The following is a 21,308-nucleotide window of genomic DNA, read 5'->3' as shown; positions in this document are numbered from 1 at the left end:
GTTACTTCTAATTATGTGCTCCTGTCGCTACGCTTTCGTCGCAAAGCTGCGAGATGTAGAAGCAGGCAGTAGCTTTGTTCTTTGAAAACTGGATAAAACGACATTGAAATTGTAACAAACACATTTATTTTTTTTAAGTTTTTTATAGGCTTAATAACATTAAGAGGTTTCCGATATTTTTATTGAAAGCCGTTAGGTTAAGTTATTAAGGGCGCACGGCGAATGCCTTGGCACTAGGAGCCGAAGAAGGACGGCACTAACACCGATATGCTTCGGGGAGCTGTAAGTGAGCTTTGATCCGGAGATTTCCGAATGGGGGAACCCACTACGTTTAATCGCGTAGTATCTTGACGTGAATACATAGCGTCTTGAAGGCAGACCCAGGGAACTGAAACATCTAAGTACCTGGAGGAAGAGAAAGAAAAATCGATTCCCTGAGTAGCGGCGAGCGAAACGGGAAGAGCCCAAACCAAGAGGCTTGCCTCTTGGGGTTGTAGGACACTCAATACGGAGTTACAAAAGAGCGAGTTAGATGAAGCGACTTGGAAAGGTCCGCCAGAGCAGGTAAAAGCCCTGTAGTCGAAAGTTCGTTCTCTCCTGAGTGGATCCTGAGTACGGCGGAACACGTGAAATTCCGTCGGAATCCGGGAGGACCATCTCCCAAGGCTAAATACTACCTAGTGACCGATAGTGAACCAGTACCGTGAGGGAAAGGTGAAAAGCACCCCGGAAGGGGAGTGAAAGAGATCCTGAAACCGTGTGCCTACAAGTAGTTAGAGCCCGTTAATGGGTGATAGCGTGCCTTTTGTAGAATGAACCGGCGAGTTACGATTACGTGCGAGGTTAAGCTTTAGAAGGCGGAGCCGCAGCGAAAGCGAGTCTGAATAGGGCGAAATAGTACGTGGTCGTAGACCCGAAACCAGGTGATCTACCCATGTCCAGGGTGAAGGTAAGGTAACACTTACTGGAGGCCCGAACCCACGCACGTTGAAAAGTGCGGGGATGAGGTGTGGGTAGCGGAGAAATTCCAATCGAACTTGGAGATAGCTGGTTCTCTCCGAAATAGCTTTAGGGCTAGCCTCGTGATGAGAATACTGGAGGTAGAGCACTGTTTGGACTAGGGGGCCATCCCGGTTTACCGAATTCAGACAAACTCCGAATGCCAGATATTTATACACGGGAGTCAGACTGCGAGTGATAAGATCCGTAGTCAAAAGGGAAACAGCCCAGACCACCAGCTAAGGTCCCAAAGTAATCGTTAAGTGGAAAAGGATGTGGCGTTGCACAGACAACCAGGATGTTGGCTTAGAAGCAGCCATCATTTAAAGAGTGCGTAATAGCTCACTGGTCGAGTGACGCTGCGCCGAAAATGTATCGGGGCTAAACGATTCACCGAAGCTGTGGATTGACATCTACGATGTCAGTGGTAGGAGAGCGTTCTAAGTGCGTTGAAGTCAGACCGGAAGGACTGGTGGAGCGCTTAGAAGTGAGAATGCCGGTATGAGTAGCGAAAGACGGGTGAGAATCCCGTCCACCGTATGACTAAGGTTTCCTGAGGAAGGCTCGTCCGCTCAGGGTTAGTCGGGACCTAAGCCGAGGCCGATAGGCGTAGGCGATGGACAACAGGTTGATATTCCTGTACCACCTCCTCACCGTTTGAGAAATGGGGGGACGCAGTAGGATAGGGTAAGCGCGCTGTTGGTTATGCGCGTCCAAGCAGTAAGGCGTGTGTGTAGGCAAATCCGCACACTGTAACGTTGAGCTGTGATGGCGAGTCCGTATGGACGAAGTTCCTGATTTCACACTGCCAAGAAAAGCCTCTATCGAGGTGAGAGGTGCCCGTACCGCAAACCGACACAGGTAGTCGAGGAGAGAATCCTAAGGTGTGCGAGAGAACTCTCGTTAAGGAACTCGGCAAAATGACCCCGTAACTTCGGGAGAAGGGGTGCTCTTGAGCGTGCAAGCGCATGAGAGCCGCAGTGAATAGGCCCAGGCGACTGTTTAGCAAAAACACAGGTCTCTGCAAAACCGTAAGGTGACGTATAGGGGCTGACGCCTGCCCGGTGCTGGAAGGTTAAGAGGAGTGGTTAGCGCAAGCGAAGCTGCGAATTGAAGCCCCAGTAAACGGCGGCCGTAACTATAACGGTCCTAAGGTAGCGAAATTCCTTGTCGGGTAAGTTCCGACCCGCACGAAAGGCGTAACGATCTGGGCACTGTCTCAACGAGAGACTCGGTGAAATTATAGTACCTGTGAAGATGCAGGTTACCCGCGACAGGACGGAAAGACCCCGTGGAGCTTTACTGTAGCCTGATATTGAATTTTGGTACAACTTGTACAGGATAGGTAGGAGCCAGAGATCTCGGAGCGCCAGCTTCGAAGGAGGCGTCGGTGGGATACTACCCTGGTTGTATTGAAATTCTAACCCATGCCCCTTAGCGGGGCAGGAGACAGTGTCAGGCGGACAGTTTGACTGGGGCGGTCGCCTCCTAAAAGGTAACGGAGGCGCCCAAAGGTTCCCTCAGAATGGTTGGAAATCATTCGTAGAGTGTAAAGGCACAAGGGAGCTTGACTGCGAGACCTACAAGTCGAGCAGGGTCGAAAGACGGGCTTAGTGATCCGGTGGTTCCGCATGGAAGGGCCATCGCTCAACGGATAAAAGCTACCCCGGGGATAACAGGCTTATCTCCCCCAAGAGTCCACATCGACGGGGAGGTTTGGCACCTCGATGTCGGCTCATCGCATCCTGGGGCTGTAGTCGGTCCCAAGGGTTGGGCTGTTCGCCCATTAAAGCGGTACGCGAGCTGGGTTCAGAACGTCGTGAGACAGTTCGGTCCCTATCCGTCGTGGGCGTAGGAAATTTGAGAGGAGCTGTCCTTAGTACGAGAGGACCGGGATGGACACACCGCTGGTGTACCAGTTGTCTTGCCAAAGGCATCGCTGGGTAGCTATGTGTGGACGGGATAAGTGCTGAAAGCATCTAAGCATGAAGCCCCCCTCAAGATGAGATTTCCCATTACGCAAGTAAGTAAGATCCCTCAAAGACGATGAGGTAGATAGGTTCGAGGTGGAAGTGTGGTGACACATGGAGCTGACGAATACTAATCGATCGAGGACTTAACCAAAACGTTTGAACCATTCAATGAACCGTTTATCCAGTTTTGAAAGAACAAAACTTTCAATAAAAAAAGAGCTTCAAGACACAAGTAGAACAAGGAAGCAAACGAGTGATTGAAGGAGCGTACTTCTGTACGTGACTGATTGAACGAGAGCAGCTGACGCAGTAATACGCCGTGTATTGAAGGTCGACCATAGTCTAGTGATGATGGCAAAGAGGTCACACCCGTTCCCATACCGAACACGGAAGTTAAGCTCTTTAGCGCCGATGGTAGTTGGGGGCTTCCCCCTGTGAGAGTAGGACGTCGCTAGGCGCAAAAAGTCGCTGCTGATACACTCAGTAGTGGCTTTTTTTACTTAAGCTAACTAATAAATTGAGATGATTTATAAAAATATAAAAAAGAAGGCATGCCTTAAGTGGAATGCCTTCTTTTTTGATATTTAATGTGTTTGAACAGTGGCAGCTCGTAGTTCAATGCGGCGAATTTTTCCGGATGTTGTTTTTGGTAACTCATCAATAAAAACAATACTACGAGGGTATTTATACGGTGCTGTTAACGCCTTTACATGCTCTTGTAACTCCTTTGTTAACTCGACTTCATCTCGCTCTTTGAAGCTCTCTCGTAAGATAACAAAGGCCTTCACAATATGGCCTCTAATTTCATCTGGTGCAGCAACAACTGCACATTCTTGTACAGCTTCATGTTTGTTTAATGCATCTTCAACTTCGAATGGACCAATCGTATAACCAGAAGATATAATAATGTCATCTCCACGACCTTCAAACCAGAAATACCCATCTTCATCACATTTAGCTTGATCGCCCGTAATATACCAATCACCGCGAAATGCAGCTTGCGTTCGTTCTGGCTCTTTGTAATACTCCTTAAATAGAGCTGGTGAGGATTTGTGGATGGCAATATCGCCAACCTCTCCTACAGGTGCTTCATTTCCTTCATTGTCGATAATACGTACAATATTACCTGGAGTTGGAACACCCATGGATCCAGGGCGTAATTCAGTGTTTTCGAGTGTACCAATTAATAATGTATTCTCTGTCTGTCCATAGCCATCACGTACTTTTAGCCTGAAACGATTCATAAATGTTTCAATGACTGGGCGATTTAACGGTTCACCAGCAGAGACTGCACTACGGAGGGATGAAAGATTATAGTCTTGCAAATTATCAATTTTCGCCATAATACGATATTCAGTTGGTGTGCAGCAAAGGACATTTATTTTTTCATCTTGTATGAGCTGAAGGTACGTTTTTGCATCGAATCCACCATGATAAACAAATGCAGTAGCACCGAGCATGATTGTAGATAAGAAAGGGCTCCAAATCCATTTTTGCCAGCCAGGAGCTGCTGTAGCCCATACTAAGTCGCCTTCACGTACGCAGAGCCATTTTGAAGCAGCTGTTCGAATATGCGCATATCCCCAGCCATGTGAATGTACTACACCTTTAGGTTTCCCAGTTGTCCCAGATGTATAGGAAAGGAACGCCATGTCATCACGTTTAGTAGCTACTGCTGTAAATGTAGTTGGCTGTGTGCTTGCCAGTACATCTAAAGAAGCCCAATCGCCTTTTGCAGTACCAATAACTAATTTGTTCTTTAATGTGTCTACAGTAGAAGAAATTTGGTCAACCTCACCTGTAAATGCTTCATAGGCAATAACTGCACTAGCAGAAGAGTGCTCCATGCGATATTCTAAGTCACTTGCACGTAGCATTTCTGAACATGAAATAGGCACGATGCCAGCCTTTAAACAGCCAAGAAAAACAAAATAGGCTTCTGGTAGGCGAGGAATAATAACTAGAACGCGATCTCCCTTTCGAAGTCCTGTCTCTGTAAAAGCATTTGCGTATTGATTCATTTTTTGGACAAGCTCTACATAGGAAACTGTTCGTCTCTCTTGTTGCGTATTTAACCAGCGTATTGCTTGGCGATCACTATCTTGTGAAAACTTTTCTAATTCCTCTGTGATATTATAAAATTCAGGTGCAATTAAATCATTTGTTACCATCCGAATATTCCTCCCCCAGGAAATTTGATAGAAAATTCTTAAAACTATTTTTATTTTAACAATTGCAATAATATACAGCAAGAATATTTAGCACGCAAAATAGAAATATTAGATTTAATAGAGAACTATTATGCTTTTGGATTAATTTTTAAACCTACTTCGACAAAAAATATAAAAATTTTCATAAAATATGTTGCATAATTTATAATGCTTGCTATAATAATAAATGTACTTAAGAGGTTGTTTAAACCCGAAGTGAATAGTATCGTTCCGAAGTAGCTCAGTTGGTAGTAGCACCTGACTGTTAATCAGGTTGTCGCAGGTTCGAGTCCTGCCTTCGGAGCCATTTTTTTGCCCATTTTTAAGAAGCTGTTATACATAAAAAAAGTTATAAAAAAGTATTGCAACTATTAAGAAATGATGTTATTATAAATCTTGTCTTGTTTGAGACGTGATACTGGCCCCTTGGTCAAGTGGTTAAGACACCGCCCTTTCACGGCGGTAACACGGGTTCGAATCCCGTAGGGGTCACCATTTAAAACATAGGCTTTATAAAGAAAAATAAACTGTGATATAACACCTGTTTCTATGGAGGATTAGCTCAGCTGGGAGAGCATCTGCCTTACAAGCAGAGGGTCGGCGGTTCGAGCCCGTCATCCTCCACCATTATTGTGTTATTTCGGAGGGGTAGCGAAGTGGCTAAACGCGGCGGACTGTAAATCCGCTCCTTAGGGTTCGGCGGTTCGAATCCGTCCCCCTCCACCAGTTTTATAAATGATTGGGGTATAGCCAAGCGGTAAGGCAACGGATTTTGATTCCGTCATGCCTAGGTTCGAATCCTAGTACCCCAGCCATTTTTCTTTTTTACGAGCCATTAGCTCAGTTGGTAGAGCATCTGACTTTTAATCAGAGGGTCGAAGGTTCGAGTCCTTCATGGCTCACTTTTTTAGAATAAAGTATATTCAAAAGTGTTATAATAACTATAGATAACTAATCTCTTACTGAAAACAGTAGGAGATTTTTTTATGTTATCAAAAATTGAATAAATATGCAATTTTTTGTCTAGTTGAGCCAAGTGGTATCTAGGCTTTACAATAATATTATAACTTTTAGGGGGTATAAAAACATGAATAAACTTAATATTTCTATTATTGGAGTACCAACAGATTATGGACAAACACGTCGTGGTGTAGATATGGGGCCAAGTGCAATTCGCTATGCAGGCGTTGTGGAACGTTTGGAGGCTATTGGACATGAAGTACAAGACCAAGGGGATATTCGTGTCAGTCAAAAACTTGCAGACGCACCTGTCGATGAGAAATTACTGAATTTAGAGGAAGTTGTAGATGTTAGCACGGCTTTAGCTAATAGCGTGCATGAAGTAATAGAACAAAATAAGTTCCCACTTGTATTTGGCGGAGACCATAGTATTGCTATTGGCACACTAGCTGGATTAGGTGAGCATTATAAAAATCTTGGCGTTATTTGGTATGATGCTCATGCAGATTTAAATACACCTGAAACAACACCATCTGGCAACATCCATGGGATGCCATTAGCAGTTAGTATTGGACTAGGTCATGAGCGATTAGTGCAAATTCGTAATTATGCACCGAAAATTAAACCAGAGAACGTTATTATTATCGGAGCTCGTTCAGTAGATCCTGGTGAGCGTGAGTTAATTCGTCAACAAGGGATTAAAGTATATACAATGCACGAGATTGATCGACTTGGTATGACGCGTGTCATGGAAGATGCACTTGCTTACTTGAAAGAACGTAATGTTGATGGATTACATCTATCACTTGATTTAGATGGCTTAGATCCGCTTTACACGCCAGGAGTTGGTACACCCGTTCCTGGAGGAATTACGTATCGAGAAAGTCATTTAGCAATGGAAATGTTACAAGAATCAGGGATGCTAACATCAGCAGAGTTTGTAGAAGTAAACCCAATTTTAGATGAGAAGAATACAACAGCAAATGTGGCTGTTGCATTAATGGGATCTTTATTCGGAGAGACACTAGTTTAAAGAAAATTTGACAAAAAATTGCCTGTTGCCACATTGCATAAAAATCTTTTGTTATAATTGAATTAAAACGAAACTTTTCTTATCGATGGGTCGTATAGTATAAGACAGTTGTAAAGGTGGAGAAGTCAACACAATGGATGCGTTAGTAAACAAGAGAATAAAACAAGTGCTTAAAGGCGATCAAAACGCATTTGCCGATATTGTGAGTCTCTATCAGCACAAACTGTACCAAGTATGCTATCGAATGTTAGGCAACAAACAAGAGTCTGAAGACATTGCTCAAGAAGCTTTTGTGCGTGCTTATATGAATTTGCATACTTTTGATCAGAAAAGAAAGTTTTCGACGTGGCTTTATCGCATAGCGACAAACCTCTGCATTGATCGTATTCGCAAAAAGAAACCGGATTATTATTTAGATGCAGAAGTAGCTGGTACAGAAGGGCTTGATATGTATTCGCAAATCGCAGCAGACGACCAGCTACCAGAGGAGCAGTTAGAGCAAATGGAGCTGCAAGATCGCATTCAATATGAAATTGGACGATTGCCGGATAAATACCGTTCGGTTATAGTATTGAAATATATAGAAGAGTTATCGTTACAAGAGATTAGCGAGATTTTAGATATGCCGCTTGGAACGGTGAAAACGAGGATTCACCGCGGACGTGAGGCATTACGTAAGCAATTAAACAATCTGTAGGAGGGGGAGCGTCATGAATACTTGTCCAGAGCATATTATAGACTATATGCATGATTATTTAGACGGTGACATTAGTCGTGAGCATGAGCAAGAGTTGAAACAACACTTGCATACATGTAATGATTGTAAACAGTTGATGCAAGAATTGAGTGAAACAATCGCCTTTGTGAAGAGTGCTTCCCATATTACAGCGCCTCCGGATTTTGAAGCAGCAGTGATGGCTCGTTTACCAAAACCAAAAAGTCGAGTAGGTATACAAAAATGGATACGCCGGCATCCGTTCTTTGTGGCAGCAGCAGTATTTTGCTTATTCATGAGTGCTACATTGATGGGTAGCTTTATGGATGACCAGCATTTTTCAGTGACCAAACAACCGAACTTAGTTGTTGATGGTCAAACGGTGATTGTACCTGAAGGAGAAGTAGTGAAGGGCGATATTGTTGTTAAAAATGGTGATTTGGTTGTTGAAGGTGAAGTTGATGGCAATGTCACAGTAATTAACGGTCAATATATGGCGTCTTCAGCGGTAGTTTCAGGCAAAATTGAGGAAATTGACGAAGTATTTGAATGGTTATGGTATACGATTAAAAATTCTGTAAAAACGGCCATGACATTTGAGGAAAAAGATGAAACTAAATAACACTCTATACGTCCTAAAAAATAGTGCACGTGAGAGGCTGAAAGGTCTACTCTTATGAGTAGACTTTTTATTTGAAAAAAGTTACATTTGTTAAGAATGTGATATACTTGAATGTGTATGGATTCGCAATGAAAAGTGGGGGATGCCACGTGCAAATTATCGAACATTTCACGGATTTAACACCTGTGAATATTGTTATTAACTTCATTGATGTACTGCTCGTGTGGTACGTTGTTTATAAAGTCTTAACCCTCATTAAAGGTACGAAGGCTGTCCAATTACTGAAGGGAATATTTGTCATTATTATTGCCCGACTTGCAACAGACCTTTTAGGGTTACAAACTCTAGGCTGGATGTTACAACAGGTCATTGAGTTTGGTTTCTTAGCGATTATTATCATATTCCAACCAGAAATCAGACGTGGTTTAGAACAAATTGGGCGAGGAAAGCTATTCCAGCGTTCATCAAGTCAAGAAGAAGAAGAACAAACAAGGCTCATTGAGGCGATGAAGAAGTCTGTTAGTTACATGGCTAAACGTCGAATCGGTGCGTTAATTTCTATTGAAAAAGAAACAGGCCTTAATGAATATATTGAAACGGGTATAGGACTAAATGCTGAAATCTCATCAGAACTGCTGATTAATATCTTTATACCGAATACACCACTTCATGATGGAGCGGTTATTATGCAAAAAGATAAAGTTACAGCAGCAGCTTGTTATTTACCCCTATCTGAAAGTCCATTTATTTCAAAGGAGTTAGGGACACGTCACCGTGCTGCACTTGGCTTAAGTGAAGTTACGGATGCTATTACAATTGTTGTCTCAGAAGAAACAGGTGCAATTAGTATTACGTTAAATGGTAATCTCCACCGTAATCTTTCTCTAGAGGAGTTTGAAACACTATTACGAAAAATGTGGTTCGGTTCAGCACAAGAGTCAAATGCTGCCTCTAAGTTGACTTGGAGGGGGAAAAAGAATGGATAAAATGATGGATAGCCCTTGGGTATTAAGAATCATAGCGCTATTTTTGGCATTTTTGCTTTTTTTCTCAGTTCGTACCGAGTTATCTCCAATCAATACAACAACAACGACTGAACAGACGGATATTATTCGTGATGTACCAGTAGATGTTTATTATGATAATGAAAATCTGATTGTAACAGGCTTACCTGAAACAGTAGATGTGAAGATAAAAGGGCCAATGCCTGTTGTTATAAAAACAAGAGCTACAAAAGATTTCTCTGTATTTGTCGATTTAAGTAATCTATTGATTGGGGAGCATGATGTAAAGCTACAATACGAAAATATTTCTGATAAGTTAAAGGTTACATTAGACCCTGCAACTATTCATGTGAATATTGAGGAAAAGGTCACGAAAGAGTTCCGAGTGGACCCTGAAATGAATAATAGACTAATCGAAGAAGGTTATATTTTAAAAGATATGACTGCTGATCCACCAACCGTTTACGTAACAGGTGCAAAAAGTGCTATTGAAAGCATTAGCTATGTAAAAGCTACTGTTGCAGGTGAGCAAGGCTTGAAGCAATCCTTCTCGCAGGATGCGGCAGTAAAAGTATTGGATCGAGATCTAAACAAGTTAGATGTGACGATAGAGCCTGAAACTGTGAAGGTTCAAGTTGATATAGCAGAATATAGTCGAGAAATTCCAGTGGTCCTGAAAGAAACAGGGCAAGCAGCACAAGACATTACGATCAATTCGTTAACATTTGCGCCAAGAATGATAAAAGTGTATGGTAGAAAATCAATTATTGACGGTTTGACAGAAATTCCAGTTATAGTTGACCTGTCAAAAATTACTGAGTCTCCAACTTATGAATTTGATGTAAAATTACCAGATGGTGTGACAAAAATATCTGACAAGAAAATAAAAGTGAAGGCAGATATTACAAAAGTAGAGCAAGAAGAACAACAGAAAACACCAGCTTCTACAGAGGAAACGCCACCTCCAACTGAAGAACCAGATGTGACGGATGATAGTACTACTACTGATAAAAATACATCATCTGAAGAAACGGAAGATATTGATTCTTAAACAATATCTGACTATAATTTTATTTTGATTCTAAATCAAAATCCAATCGTGGTTTGTGCTGGTGAGTAGTTAGGACAGGAGTCACCAACAAATCGATTGAGGGGATATTAATAATTACCGAATGAATGAATAAAAACAGACTTTTCCAAAAGTAAGCGGACAAGTGTCTTTTGGGCGATAGTAGCTCAAGAGACACAGTCTTGCATTGAAGGAGAGAATAAGTAGAATGGGTAAATATTTTGGAACAGATGGCGTCCGTGGAGTCGCGAATAGTGAATTAACACCAGAGTTTGCATTTAAACTAGGTCGTATCGGTGGCTATGTTTTAACAAAAGATGCAACTGATCGTCCAAAGGTTTTAATTGGTCGTGACACACGTATTTCAGGTGAGATGCTTGAAGGTGCACTTGTTGCTGGTCTTTTATCGATTGGGGTAGAAGTAATGCGTCTTGGTATTATTTCAACACCAGGTGTGGCATACCTTACTCGAATTATGAGCGCAGATGCAGGCGTTATGATTTCAGCTTCACATAACCCAGTTGCTGATAATGGCATTAAATTTTTTGGTCCCGATGGTTTTAAGTTAACGGATGCTCAAGAAGCGGAAATTGAAATGTTGCTTGATGCACAAGAGGATACACTACCACGCCCAATTGGAGCCGATTTAGGATCTGTAAGTGACTATTTCGAAGGTGGTCAAAAATATATTCAATACTTAAAGCAAACAGTGGATGAGGAATTTGATGGTATCCTGGTAGCACTAGACTGTGCTCATGGAGCTACATCAGCATTGGCTACACATTTATTTGCGGACCTAGAAGCTGATATTTCTACAATGGGAGCTTCTCCAACAGGCTTAAATATTAATGATGGTGTAGGTTCTACACATCCAGAAGGACTAGCTAAATTTGTTACTGAAAAAGGTGCAGATGTTGGTTTAGCATTTGATGGAGATGGTGACCGATTAATTGCTGTAGATGAGAACGGTAAGATTGTTGATGGCGATCAAATTATGTTTATCATTGGTAAGTATTTAAATGCGGTAGGACGCTTGAAAAAGCAAACGATTGTTTCAACAGTTATGAGCAATATGGGCTTCTACAAAGCTGTTGCTGACAACGGTATGCAAAGTGTACAAACTGCTGTTGGTGATCGTTATGTTGTAGAAGAAATGCGTGCCAAAGAATACAATTTAGGTGGCGAACAATCAGGGCATATTGTTTTTCTAGACTTTAATACAACAGGTGATGGATTACTTACTGGCATTCAGCTTGTCAACATTATGAAAGCGACTGGTAAAAAGCTTTCAGAGCTTGCTGCTGAAATGAAAATCTTCCCTCAGCGTCTTGTCAATGTACGTGTAACAGATAAGCATGCTGTGACTGACAATGCGAAGGTGGCTGCTGTCATTGCAGAGGTAGAAGCAGAAATGGCCGGCAATGGTCGTGTTCTAGTGCGCCCTTCAGGGACTGAACCACTTGTACGTGTAATGGTAGAAGCAGCAACAGAAACAGATTGTGAGCGTTTTGTTGAGCGTATTGCGGACGTAGTACGTGCAGAAATGGGCTTAGCAGAATAATATATAGAAACTCGATTTCCATAACAGGAAATCGAGTTTTTCTTGTTTAAAAAGAATGTTTGAAATGAATGAGATGGGGAACAGTAGTAAGGAGTCACAATAACAAGGAGTGTTTAATTGATATGGCTAAAATTGCTACAGTGATAACAGATATGTTTGAGGACATTGAGTTTACAAGCCCCAAAGAAGCTCTAGAAGCAGCTGGGCATCAGCTCGTAACAATTGATACCGAAGCAGGTAAGGAAGTTAAGGGGAAACATGGAGAGCCAGTGAAAATAGATAAAGGAATTGAGGAAGTAAACGCCTCAGAATTTGATGCGTTATTTATTCCTGGTGGTTTTTCACCTGATATATTACGAGCAGATGATCGTGTAGTGGCATTTGTAAAATCCTTTATGGATGACATGAAGCCGACCTTTGCTATTTGTCATGGACCACAGCTGCTAATTACAGCTAAGACACTGAATGGTCGTGATGCCACAGGCTATAAATCCATTCAAGTGGATTTAGAAAATGCAGGGGCAATATTCCATGATGAAGAAGTATTCGTCTGTCAAAAGCAGCTCGTAACAAGTAGAACGCCAGACGATCTTCCAGCCTTTAATAGAGAAATAGTTAAATTATTAGACAATAAATAAAAGATAGGCACAAGCAGTCAATTGCTTGTGCCTTTTTGTGGAATTTACTCCGCTTTATTTAGCATAGCAACTAATTATTTGTCTACATATTTGTCACGAAAAAGCATGGGGATTAGGTGTTTTTTATAACGAAAATTTGACGGATAGCATATGATTGAGTATGATGGAGAAGTTGAAGATGACGAGGTCCGACCTTATCCTTTAACGAGCGCTAAGGAGGAAAGAAAGCGCAAAATCGGAAAACAATTATAGCGCCTGAGCTGAAGAAATCGGACGACAAGATCTTCAGCAGACGAGGTGGAGGTTTATCGAAAATTCGGCGGATGCCTCCCAATCGACATACCCGATTGTCATTTTTCATTTTGAAAGCATTTAAGTGATTGAATGTACAGAAAATGGAGAAGGTATAGTAAAAGCAATAGATAAATCAAAGAAGCTTCACCTATCGAAAAAACTCTAATCAGTTGGCTGAATGAGTGGGTGGCTTGCATGTAAGGGAGTGCTTATTTTAAATATAAAATAAAGCATCGCTCGTACATTCAAAAAACTTCGATAGGATGAGGTCTAGTTTGTCATTGCATGAAATTGACAATATCGGAGGACGAGAATTTATGTGTGGAATTGTAGGATATATTGGTGAATCAGATGCAAAGGAAATTTTATTAAAGGGTTTAGAGAAGCTTGAATACCGCGGCTATGACTCAGCTGGTATTGCAGTACGTAATGAAGAAGGTGTAACAGTTTTTAAAGAAAAAGGACGTATTGCAGACTTACGTGAAGCGGTGGACGAGGAAGTTGCAGCAAAAATTGGAATTGGTCATACACGTTGGGCAACACACGGTGTACCCAATCGTTTAAATGCTCACCCACATCAAAGTGCATCAGGACGCTTTACACTTGTGCATAATGGGGTTATTGAAAACTATCATTTATTACAAAAAACATATTTAAAAGGCATTCCGATGAAATCTGATACAGATACAGAGGTTATCGTGCAATTAGTAGAGTTATTTGTGAAAGAAGGTCTTAGCACAGCAGAAGCTTTCCGTAAAACTTTATCTCTATTACATGGCTCATATGCCCTTGCATTATTAGATGCTGAAGCGACAGATACTATTTTTGTTGCAAAAAATAAATCACCACTTTTAGTAGGTATTGGTGAAGGCTTCAATGTTGTTGCTTCGGACGCAATGGCTATGCTACAAGTAACGGATCAATACGTGGAGCTTCATGACAAAGAGGTTGTAATTGTACACAAAGCAAGTGTCGAAATTACAAAATTAGATGGTTCTGTAGTAGAGCGTGCACCATATACAGCGGAGCTTGATATGAGCGATATTGAAAAAGGAACTTATCCTCACTATATGTTAAAAGAAATGGATGAGCAGCCAACTGTAATTCGTAAAATTATTCAAGCATATGAAGGCGACAATGGCGATTTAACAATTGACGCAGAGATTTTAGAGGCATTGAGAGCAGCGGATCGCTTATATATTATTGCGGCAGGCACGAGCTACCATGCAGGTCTCATCGGTAAACAATATTTCGAAAAAATGGCGGGTATCCCAGTAGAGGTTCATATTTCTAGTGAATTCGGCTACAACATGCCATTACTATCAGAAAAGCCTTTATTTATCTTTATTACACAATCAGGTGAAACAGCTGACAGCCGTCAAGTACTTGTAAAAATTAAAGAACTTGGCTATCCAACATTAACGATTACAAACGTACCTGGCTCAACGCTATCACGTGAAGCAGATCATACATTGTTATTACATGCAGGCCCGGAAATTGCAGTGGCTTCTACAAAAGCTTATGTTGCTCAAGTAGCAGTACTTGCGTTAGCAGCGTATGTAACGGCAAAGGCAAATGGCAAAGGCTTAGAATTTGATTTAAAACAAGAGCTTGCGATTGCCGCTAATGGAATCCAAACAATTATCGATTCAAAAGATGTGTTAGAAGATATTGCAGAAGACTACTTAAAAATCGCGCGTAACGCATTCTTCATTGGCCGTAATATGGACTTCTATGTCAGCCTAGAAGGGGCCTTAAAACTGAAAGAAATCTCGTACATTCAAGCAGAAGGCTTTGCTGGTGGCGAACTGAAGCACGGAACAATTGCCTTAATCGAAGAAGGTACACCAGTGTTTGCACTTGTCACTCAAGCATCAGTAGGATTAAATATCCGTGGTAATGTCAAAGAAGTAGCAGCTCGTGGCGCATATCCTTGTATCATTGCAATGGCAGGCATTGATGAAGATGGTGACCGTCTAGTCATTCCGCATGTTCACGAATTACTAACACCACTTGTATCTGTAGTGCCATTACAATTAATTAGCTACTATGCAGCACTTCACCGTCGTTGTGATGTGGATAAACCACGTAACTTGGCTAAATCGGTGACTGTTGAATAGGATTAGGTTTAAGCATTTATGCTAGTGTAGTCTAATAAAAAATATTGATTGTTTATAACAAAGTTTGACCATTTGAAATAAAGTTTGGTTAAAAATGACCTCTTCGGATTTGGTATCCAGAAGAGGTCATTTTTGATTCTTTGGAAAAAGGTAATTTTATAGGAATGAATTTAATTGGTTAGAACATTAATATGGAAAAGGTTCTTGGTGTAGTTTTATAAAAAAGATTGATCATTTATAACAAAGTTCGCTTATTTAAAATAAAGATTGATTAAAGAGCCTGTGTTGATACGTAGGATCTTTTCTTATTCCACAATCGGGCCAATATTGTTGCAGATATAAAAAGAGGCTGATATTACATCAACCTCTTTTTAATGATTTTTAGGATGCAGCGATTACTTCGCAAGATATATCAAAAAACGAATGAAGAACCTTGATATCCTATATTTAAAGGAGATGCCTTCGTTGTATAACCATGAAATTATAATTAAGAAAATCATTTTGTATGTGGAAGAAAACCTATATGAACCACTTACTTTGGAAAATATAGCAGCACAATCAAATTTTTCAAAGTATCACTTTCATCGAATATTCCAATCCACGATTGGCATGACAGTAACTGAATATATTCGGTTAAGAAGATTGGCTAATGCTTCTTCCGCCTTACTTTATACAAGTGAACGCATTCTTGATATCGCTTTATATTATCAGTTTGAATCACAAGAATCATTTACAAGAGCATTTAAAGAGATTTATAAGCTACCACCTGGCAAATATCGCAGAATGATGTCAGACGTGCTTAAAATTAAGGAGGAAACATATATGGATACAAAGGTGAAAGGTTGGTTTTTAAGTGGATCAAATCCATTTAATTACGAAATGGGAATTGACCATGAAGTTGTTCATCAGGGGAAAGCATCAGGTTATTTAAAATCCAAAACAGTGTTAGATTCAACTGAATTCGCTACCATGATGCAAACATTTAAGGCTAATCAGTTTGTTGGAAAGCGCATTAGACTCTCTTGTTTCATCCGTACGGAAGAGGTAGATACGTACGCTGGGATGTGGATGCGAGTAGACGACACAATGGAAGATGTTCTTCAATTTGATAATATGAGTAATCGTCCCATTAAAGGAACAACAAACTGGAACCATTATTCTATTATTTTAGATGTTCCAACCCAAAGTGCTGTTATTTCGTTTGGTATCATTCTGTCTGGACAAGGAACTGTATGGGCAGATCAATTTACTTTTGAAGAAGTGAATGAAAGTATTCCAACAACTAATTTAGAGGTGCATGGTGAACTGCTGGACGAGCCAATAAATTTATCGTTTGACGAGGAAATATGATTTAAGGAAGAGTGATAACATGGCTAATTCTGGTAAAAAAGATACCGGGGTAGTATTAAGTATTATAGTTATAATTGCAATTATGGCTGTAAAGTTTGTAGGAATTAACACACTTGTTCATTACTTAAAGTTTTGGTGAAAATATTGCTTAACTATACCGCAATCGGGCCATTTAATGGAGGAAGAATCACAAGTAATATTGAATATTTATGGTATCATTTAGTGAAAAAAATTAAGGAAAGGTGATGTATGTAATGAGTACATCTGAAATATTTATGAAAAGCACCATACCAATATTCCGTATTTTTAATGAGGAGAAAGCGAAAGAATTTTATTTAACATTTTTGGGGTTTGCATTGGATTGGGAACATCGATTTGAGGATGATCTACCTTTATACATGCAAATTTCTTATGGAAATTGTATTATTCATCTTTCAGAACATCATGGAGATTGCTGTCCAGGGGGTGCTATAAGAATTGAAGTAGAAAACCTAGAGTTACTCCATTCAAACCTTATATCAAAGAAATACAAATATACGCGTCCTGGCATCGAAACAACCCCTTGGAATTCTCAGGAAGTTTGCATTGGAGACCCATTTGGAAATAGAATTGTTTTTTTTGAGAACCTTCAAAAATAACATTGGGTAACTCATTTTGATGATACAAGTAGAAAAGTATTCAAAAATACATTAAATATGGATGAAGGCACTTGGAATCGAGCAAGAGGTTGGGCTTTGCATAGTGTTGAAAAACAAAACCATCCATAGAATTTATGTGAAAGGTGAAAAAGGATTTCCGTTGCAGGCTACTTGCTTTCCTGTGGGCGAGCGCCGAGCCACTTCCTCTGCTACCACTCCGTTTAGAGGCTCGCCTGTCTCGCTATTCCCACGGGAGTCAAGTAGCCTTCCACTCCAATCCATAAAAAAGTGAAGGTATTCACTACTCTTTTGTGGAGGGGTGTTGTCACGCATCACTTCTCCAAATTGAAAGTAAGAGGCTATCCTCTCTTATAATATAAATAATGGGCTATTTTGTTCAGGAAAAGACACTTTTGCAGAATGGTTGATTGGAGTGGAACCAGCGTCACTCCTAGGGGATTTAGTGAACTGACCCCAAAAATTTGAACTTTTAAGAAACTCTTCGAAACTCAACTGGACTTTTTCCGTTGAGTTTTATTTTTATCCGCTCATGATTGTAGTAGTGGATAAAGTCTACTAACGCTTTTTTGAATGCTTCGTAGTTCTTAAACGTTGTTGCGTATAGAAATTCTGATTTCATAATGCCAAAAAAGCTTTCTATCACGGCATTATCTAAACAATTTCCTTTCCGTGACATACTTTGCTTGATTTCATGTGTTGCCAATAACGCTTTAAAACGTGGTATTTGATATAACCATCCTTGATCAGAATGGACGATTAAGCCACTCTTTTTCGATAACTTTGTATACGTAAACGCCTTCTTAAAAGACTGTTGAACTAACTCAAAATTAGGTGATTTTGATACCTCATACCCAACGATTTCTCGATTGAATAAATCTAATACAGCGGATATATAGATTTTTTGACCGTTTATTTTAAACTCCGTTACATCGGTTACCCATTTCTGATTGGGTGCAGTGGCTTCAAAATCACGTTGGATGACATTCTCTGCGACATAGCCGACTGTCCCTTTATACGAACGGTATTTTTTAGGGCGTACCGTCCCTTTTAAGCCCAATTCTTGCATCAATCGTTGGACCGTTTTATGGTTGATGAAAAACCCTTCATTTCGGAGGGCTAAACAAATACGACGATAGCCATAACGCCCCTTATGGTAATGAAAAAGCGTCTGAATTCGTTCTTTGATCGTTTGATATTTATCTGGTTTTACCCATTTTTGGAGATGATAATAATACGTACTTTTCTTAAGTTTCGCGACTTTTAATAGAGCTTGAAGAGGAAAATCCAACCTTAGCTCATAGACAGCTCTTACTTTTTCTTGGATTTGAAGGCATCCTTTTCTTGAACTAAGGCTTTCAACTTTTTTAAATAGGCATTTTCCATCCGTAAATACTCAATTTCGGCTTTTAACTCATCCGTTGTTTTTCCATTTAAATCGGACGAAGGTGGTTGTTTTTTTGGCATTGATTGGCGCTCCTTTTCTACTTGATAGAGCACCTCACCAGCCGTTGACATCCATTGTTTTTTCCATCTCCGAACGGTTTCACGGGAAGGAATATTAAACTTCGCAGCAGTCTGAAGGAGCGAATCGCCCGTCTCTATCAGGTGTTGAATTACTTTTATTTTAAAAGAATCTTCGTAATTCGTGAACCCTTGAGGACGAATAATTCCTTCGATGCCATGATAGCGATATAATTCAATCCATAATCGAATGTACTGTCGATCCCTCTGTAATCGATTGGCAATCTGATACGTACTTTCTTTTTCTTCAAAGTAAGCTAGAACTGCGGCTAATTTTTGTTCATCAGAAATCACTACCTGCACCCCCTATAGTAGATTTTTAAGTCCAATATTTTGGGTGCAGCTCATAGCGTCACAGAGGAGACCCTGGAGCGAACGCAGTGAGTGAAGCGGCTCATCGGACGCCCCCTGGAAAGGACGCTGGCGGAACGGAAATCAACCCCTCGCCTTGCAAAATTGCTTATTATGCCGTTGACATTACCTTTTTTCAACAACATGAAAAGCATCGAATCATTTGATTCGATGCTTTGGTATTATAATCTATTATATGTTTCATCAAGAGTTCCAAAAACTATGGAATACCTTCAATACCTTATAAAGTTTGAAATCAGTTATCTTTTGTAGTCATTTTAAACCATATTCATAACATCGCTACCTTTTTATAAAGTATATCGCTCCATTAAAGAATTTAATTCACGATTTAATTCCGTTAGTTTTTCAGCAGCATTAGCAACATCAGCAATTGCTTTAATGTGCTCATCTATGGAAGCAGCAATTTCCTGTACGGAAGCGGCCGTCTGTTCTGATACGCTGGACGCACTTTCGATTCCTTCACTCATCAACTTATTATAGGAGGTCATAACGTCCATTTCTTTATTAACTGCTAATATCGATTCCACAATTTGCTTAACAGAATCAGACATTTGATTGAATTTACTTTGTGTTAGCACTACATCATCATTTAACTTTTTAGCAGTCTCCATTGTTCCTTCTACAGTTTCAACTGTTTTAGTTGTTTCTGAAACAATAGATGAAACCACTCCTTGTACTTGGTGAGTAGCATTTTTCGATTGTTCTGCTAGTTTCCTTATTTCATCGGCAACAACTGAAAAACCTCTACCATACTCACCAGCTCTTGCTGCTTCAATGCTTGCGTTTAAAGCGAGTAAATTCGTCTGTTCAGCGATTGTTTCAATTGTTTCCATTACCTGTGTGATTTGATTGATTTTACTATTTAAATTTTTAATCTCATAACTGACTTCTTCTGATGCTGCCAATGAATCAGTATTGGATTGTTGTAATTGATGAACTATTGCAATTCCCTCGGCTGATATTTTTTCAGCATGTTTTGTAATGTCGTACATCACTTTACTTTGTTTTTCCGTAGTTTCTATCGAACTTGATAATAGCTCTACTGTTCGGTTTATCTTGTCCAAATCATGGGCTTGTTCTTGTGTACCAGTAGCAATTTCGTTAACTGCTCTACCAACTTCATCACTACTAGCAGATGTTTCTTCTGAAATTGCTGATAAGTTGGTCGCTGAATCCAATAAATGTTCACTAGTATTTTTAGTCTTTTCGACGAGTGTACGTAATTGCTGTGACATTTTATTAAAAGCAGTCGCAAGTTGCCCAATTTCATCACTTGATTCAGGTAGATTGGTAACAATTATATGACCATCAGCAATTTTTGTTGATGCTTCAGCTACTTCTTTTAGTGTATTTAATTTCCTCCGAATACCTAAATAAAACACAATTGAACTTAAAATAATGAGTACAATTGTTGCACCAAAGATAATATATTGTAAGATGTTTAATCCTTCATAAAATTCATCTTGAAAAACAGCAATTCCAAGAGTCCAACCCCAAGGCTCAAAATATTCTGTATAGGCTGTTTTATCTTTAAAAGAACCATCTGGCTGTTTATCAGAATAAACGACATAGCGATCTGATTCATTTTCGGACTTGCCGCCTGCAACGATCTTTTCTCGATTACTTCTGTTGAGGTCATCGACAGGAGCTCCACCTATTTTAGAAGGATGGAGTTGTAACACTAAATCCTCGTCAAAAGCTAATATATAACCATTTTCTTTGTAAGTAAAATGAGACTTTTGATAATCATACTCTCCATTTTCATTTACTGGCCCATTTAGAATAATTCTCGCTTGTTCTTTACCTTCCTCTAGTGTTATTTTGCCAATTTCCACTTCTTCATTAATCAGTTCTAATGAAGTATAAGCCCCCTTGACGATGCTTTGTAGTTCTCTTTGACCGGATTCTAAGAGCTGATTTTTGGCAACAACATAACTTGTTGAGCCGATAATCACAACTGTTACAAGTATAATAATTGTGATTAGTAGCATTAACTTTCTTGAAATGCTTCGTAACTGTAAAATTCTCTTCATCATTTGCTTCCTCCCACAACTATATATAGGTATATTTCGACAGTAATCTACATAATTCAATGGTATCGGAATTATTTTTTATATTACGCTGTATATGAAAAGCTAGAAGCAAATTCTTCTTATTATTAGGGTGGGTATTATTACATGATTAACCAAATTAAAAACTGGATAAAGG

14 protein-coding genes, 6 tRNA genes, 2 rRNA genes and 1 pseudogene are annotated in these 21,308 nt (G+C 39.9%); 19 read left to right on the top strand and 4 right to left on the bottom strand.

The annotated features are described in order from the left end of the window. Positions 1-195: 195 nt before the first annotated feature. Both MHI22_RS15130 and rrf read left to right on the top strand, forming a co-directional pair. Positions 196-3,123, top strand: a 23S ribosomal RNA gene (locus MHI22_RS15130). A 190-nt stretch (positions 3,124-3,313) separates the two neighbouring features. Next, positions 3,314-3,429: ribosomal RNA gene (rrf, locus tag MHI22_RS15125) — 5S ribosomal RNA — on the top strand. 127 nt (positions 3,430-3,556) lie between these two features. Here the strand turns inward: rrf and mbcS are convergent. After that, positions 3,557-5,143: an acyl-CoA synthetase MbcS gene (gene mbcS / locus MHI22_RS15120; RefSeq protein WP_036128909.1), complete on the bottom strand. Its 1,587-nt coding sequence runs from the start codon at positions 5,141-5,143 to the stop codon at positions 3,557-3,559. A gap of 269 nt (positions 5,144-5,412) precedes the next feature. Here mbcS and MHI22_RS15115 point away from each other — a divergent pair. The 17 genes and pseudogenes from MHI22_RS15115 to MHI22_RS15035 all read left to right on the top strand — a co-directional run. After that, positions 5,413-5,489, top strand: a tRNA-Asn gene (locus tag MHI22_RS15115). 113 nt (positions 5,490-5,602) lie between these two features. After that, a tRNA-Glu gene (locus MHI22_RS15110) sits at positions 5,603-5,677 on the top strand. A 56-nt stretch (positions 5,678-5,733) separates the two neighbouring features. Beyond that, a tRNA-Val gene (locus MHI22_RS15105) sits at positions 5,734-5,809 on the top strand. Between the two features lie 15 nt (positions 5,810-5,824). After that, positions 5,825-5,908 (top strand) — tRNA-Tyr (locus tag MHI22_RS15100). A gap of 14 nt (positions 5,909-5,922) precedes the next feature. After that, positions 5,923-5,997, top strand: a tRNA-Gln gene (locus MHI22_RS15095). 14 nt (positions 5,998-6,011) lie between these two features. Continuing rightward, positions 6,012-6,084, top strand: a tRNA-Lys gene (locus MHI22_RS15090). 185 nt (positions 6,085-6,269) lie between these two features. Continuing rightward, on the top strand, positions 6,270-7,175 hold the full coding sequence (gene rocF, locus MHI22_RS15085) for an arginase (protein WP_036128873.1): 906 nt from the start codon (positions 6,270-6,272) through the stop codon (positions 7,173-7,175). Between the two features lie 133 nt (positions 7,176-7,308). After that, a complete protein-coding gene (sigW, locus tag MHI22_RS15080; protein ID WP_004225410.1) occupies positions 7,309-7,872 on the top strand; it encodes an RNA polymerase sigma factor SigW in 564 nt (187 codons plus the stop codon). 13 nt (positions 7,873-7,885) lie between these two features. After that, positions 7,886-8,512 (top strand): anti-sigma factor family protein, encoded by a 627-nt coding sequence (locus MHI22_RS15075; protein ID WP_058845282.1) that lies wholly within the window; start codon positions 7,886-7,888, stop codon positions 8,510-8,512. Positions 8,513-8,661: 149 nt separating this feature from the next. Continuing rightward, positions 8,662-9,498 (top strand): diadenylate cyclase CdaA, encoded by an 837-nt coding sequence (gene cdaA / locus MHI22_RS15070; RefSeq protein ID WP_089935020.1) that lies wholly within the window; start codon positions 8,662-8,664, stop codon positions 9,496-9,498. After that, positions 9,491-10,567, top strand: a complete 1,077-nt coding sequence (locus MHI22_RS15065) for a CdaR family protein (protein WP_340812356.1) — start codon at positions 9,491-9,493, stop codon at positions 10,565-10,567. The genes cdaA and MHI22_RS15065 overlap by 8 nt, the downstream gene beginning before the upstream one ends. Before the next feature lie 226 nt (positions 10,568-10,793). Then, on the top strand, positions 10,794-12,146 hold the full coding sequence (gene glmM / locus MHI22_RS15060; protein WP_036128304.1) for a phosphoglucosamine mutase: 1,353 nt from the start codon (positions 10,794-10,796) through the stop codon (positions 12,144-12,146). Between the two features lie 122 nt (positions 12,147-12,268). After that, entirely contained in the window at positions 12,269-12,784 is a 516-nt protein-coding gene (locus MHI22_RS15055) for a DJ-1/PfpI/YhbO family deglycase/protease (RefSeq protein ID WP_141905919.1), read from the top strand. A gap of 611 nt (positions 12,785-13,395) precedes the next feature. Beyond that, complete coding sequence (glmS, locus tag MHI22_RS15050; RefSeq protein ID WP_101967027.1) at positions 13,396-15,198, top strand: glutamine--fructose-6-phosphate transaminase (isomerizing); 1,803 nt, start codon at positions 13,396-13,398, stop codon at positions 15,196-15,198. A gap of 456 nt (positions 15,199-15,654) precedes the next feature. Further along, positions 15,655-16,548 (top strand): helix-turn-helix domain-containing protein, encoded by an 894-nt coding sequence (locus tag MHI22_RS15045; protein ID WP_445668854.1) that lies wholly within the window; start codon positions 15,655-15,657, stop codon positions 16,546-16,548. 245 nt (positions 16,549-16,793) lie between these two features. Then, on the top strand, positions 16,794-17,186 hold the full coding sequence (locus MHI22_RS15040; protein ID WP_330493673.1) for a glyoxalase superfamily protein: 393 nt from the start codon (positions 16,794-16,796) through the stop codon (positions 17,184-17,186). 9 nt (positions 17,187-17,195) lie between these two features. Beyond that, positions 17,196-17,285 (top strand): annotated as a pseudogene (locus MHI22_RS15035) (aminoglycoside phosphotransferase family protein); the annotation flags it as partial. A 391-nt stretch (positions 17,286-17,676) separates the two neighbouring features. On the opposite strand, the gene MHI22_RS15030 reads toward MHI22_RS15035, so the two are convergent. From MHI22_RS15030 to MHI22_RS15020, 3 genes are all read right to left on the bottom strand, one after another. After that, complete coding sequence (locus MHI22_RS15030; protein ID WP_340812692.1) at positions 17,677-18,531, bottom strand: IS3 family transposase; 855 nt, start codon at positions 18,529-18,531, stop codon at positions 17,677-17,679. Beyond that, entirely contained in the window at positions 18,516-19,022 is a 507-nt protein-coding gene (locus tag MHI22_RS15025; protein WP_180957783.1) for a helix-turn-helix domain-containing protein, read from the bottom strand. The genes MHI22_RS15030 and MHI22_RS15025 overlap by 16 nt, the downstream gene beginning before the upstream one ends. A gap of 365 nt (positions 19,023-19,387) precedes the next feature. After that, positions 19,388-21,136, bottom strand: coding sequence for a methyl-accepting chemotaxis protein (locus tag MHI22_RS15020; protein ID WP_036128840.1), 1,749 nt, complete (start codon positions 21,134-21,136; stop codon positions 19,388-19,390). Between the last annotated feature and the right edge of the window lie 172 nt (positions 21,137-21,308).

This window comes from Lysinibacillus sp. FSL L8-0312, from assembly GCF_038003285.1.
Lineage (GTDB): Bacteria > Bacillota > Bacilli > Bacillales_A > Planococcaceae > Lysinibacillus > Lysinibacillus fusiformis_D.
This window is presented reverse-complemented; position numbering and strand designations above follow the sequence as displayed.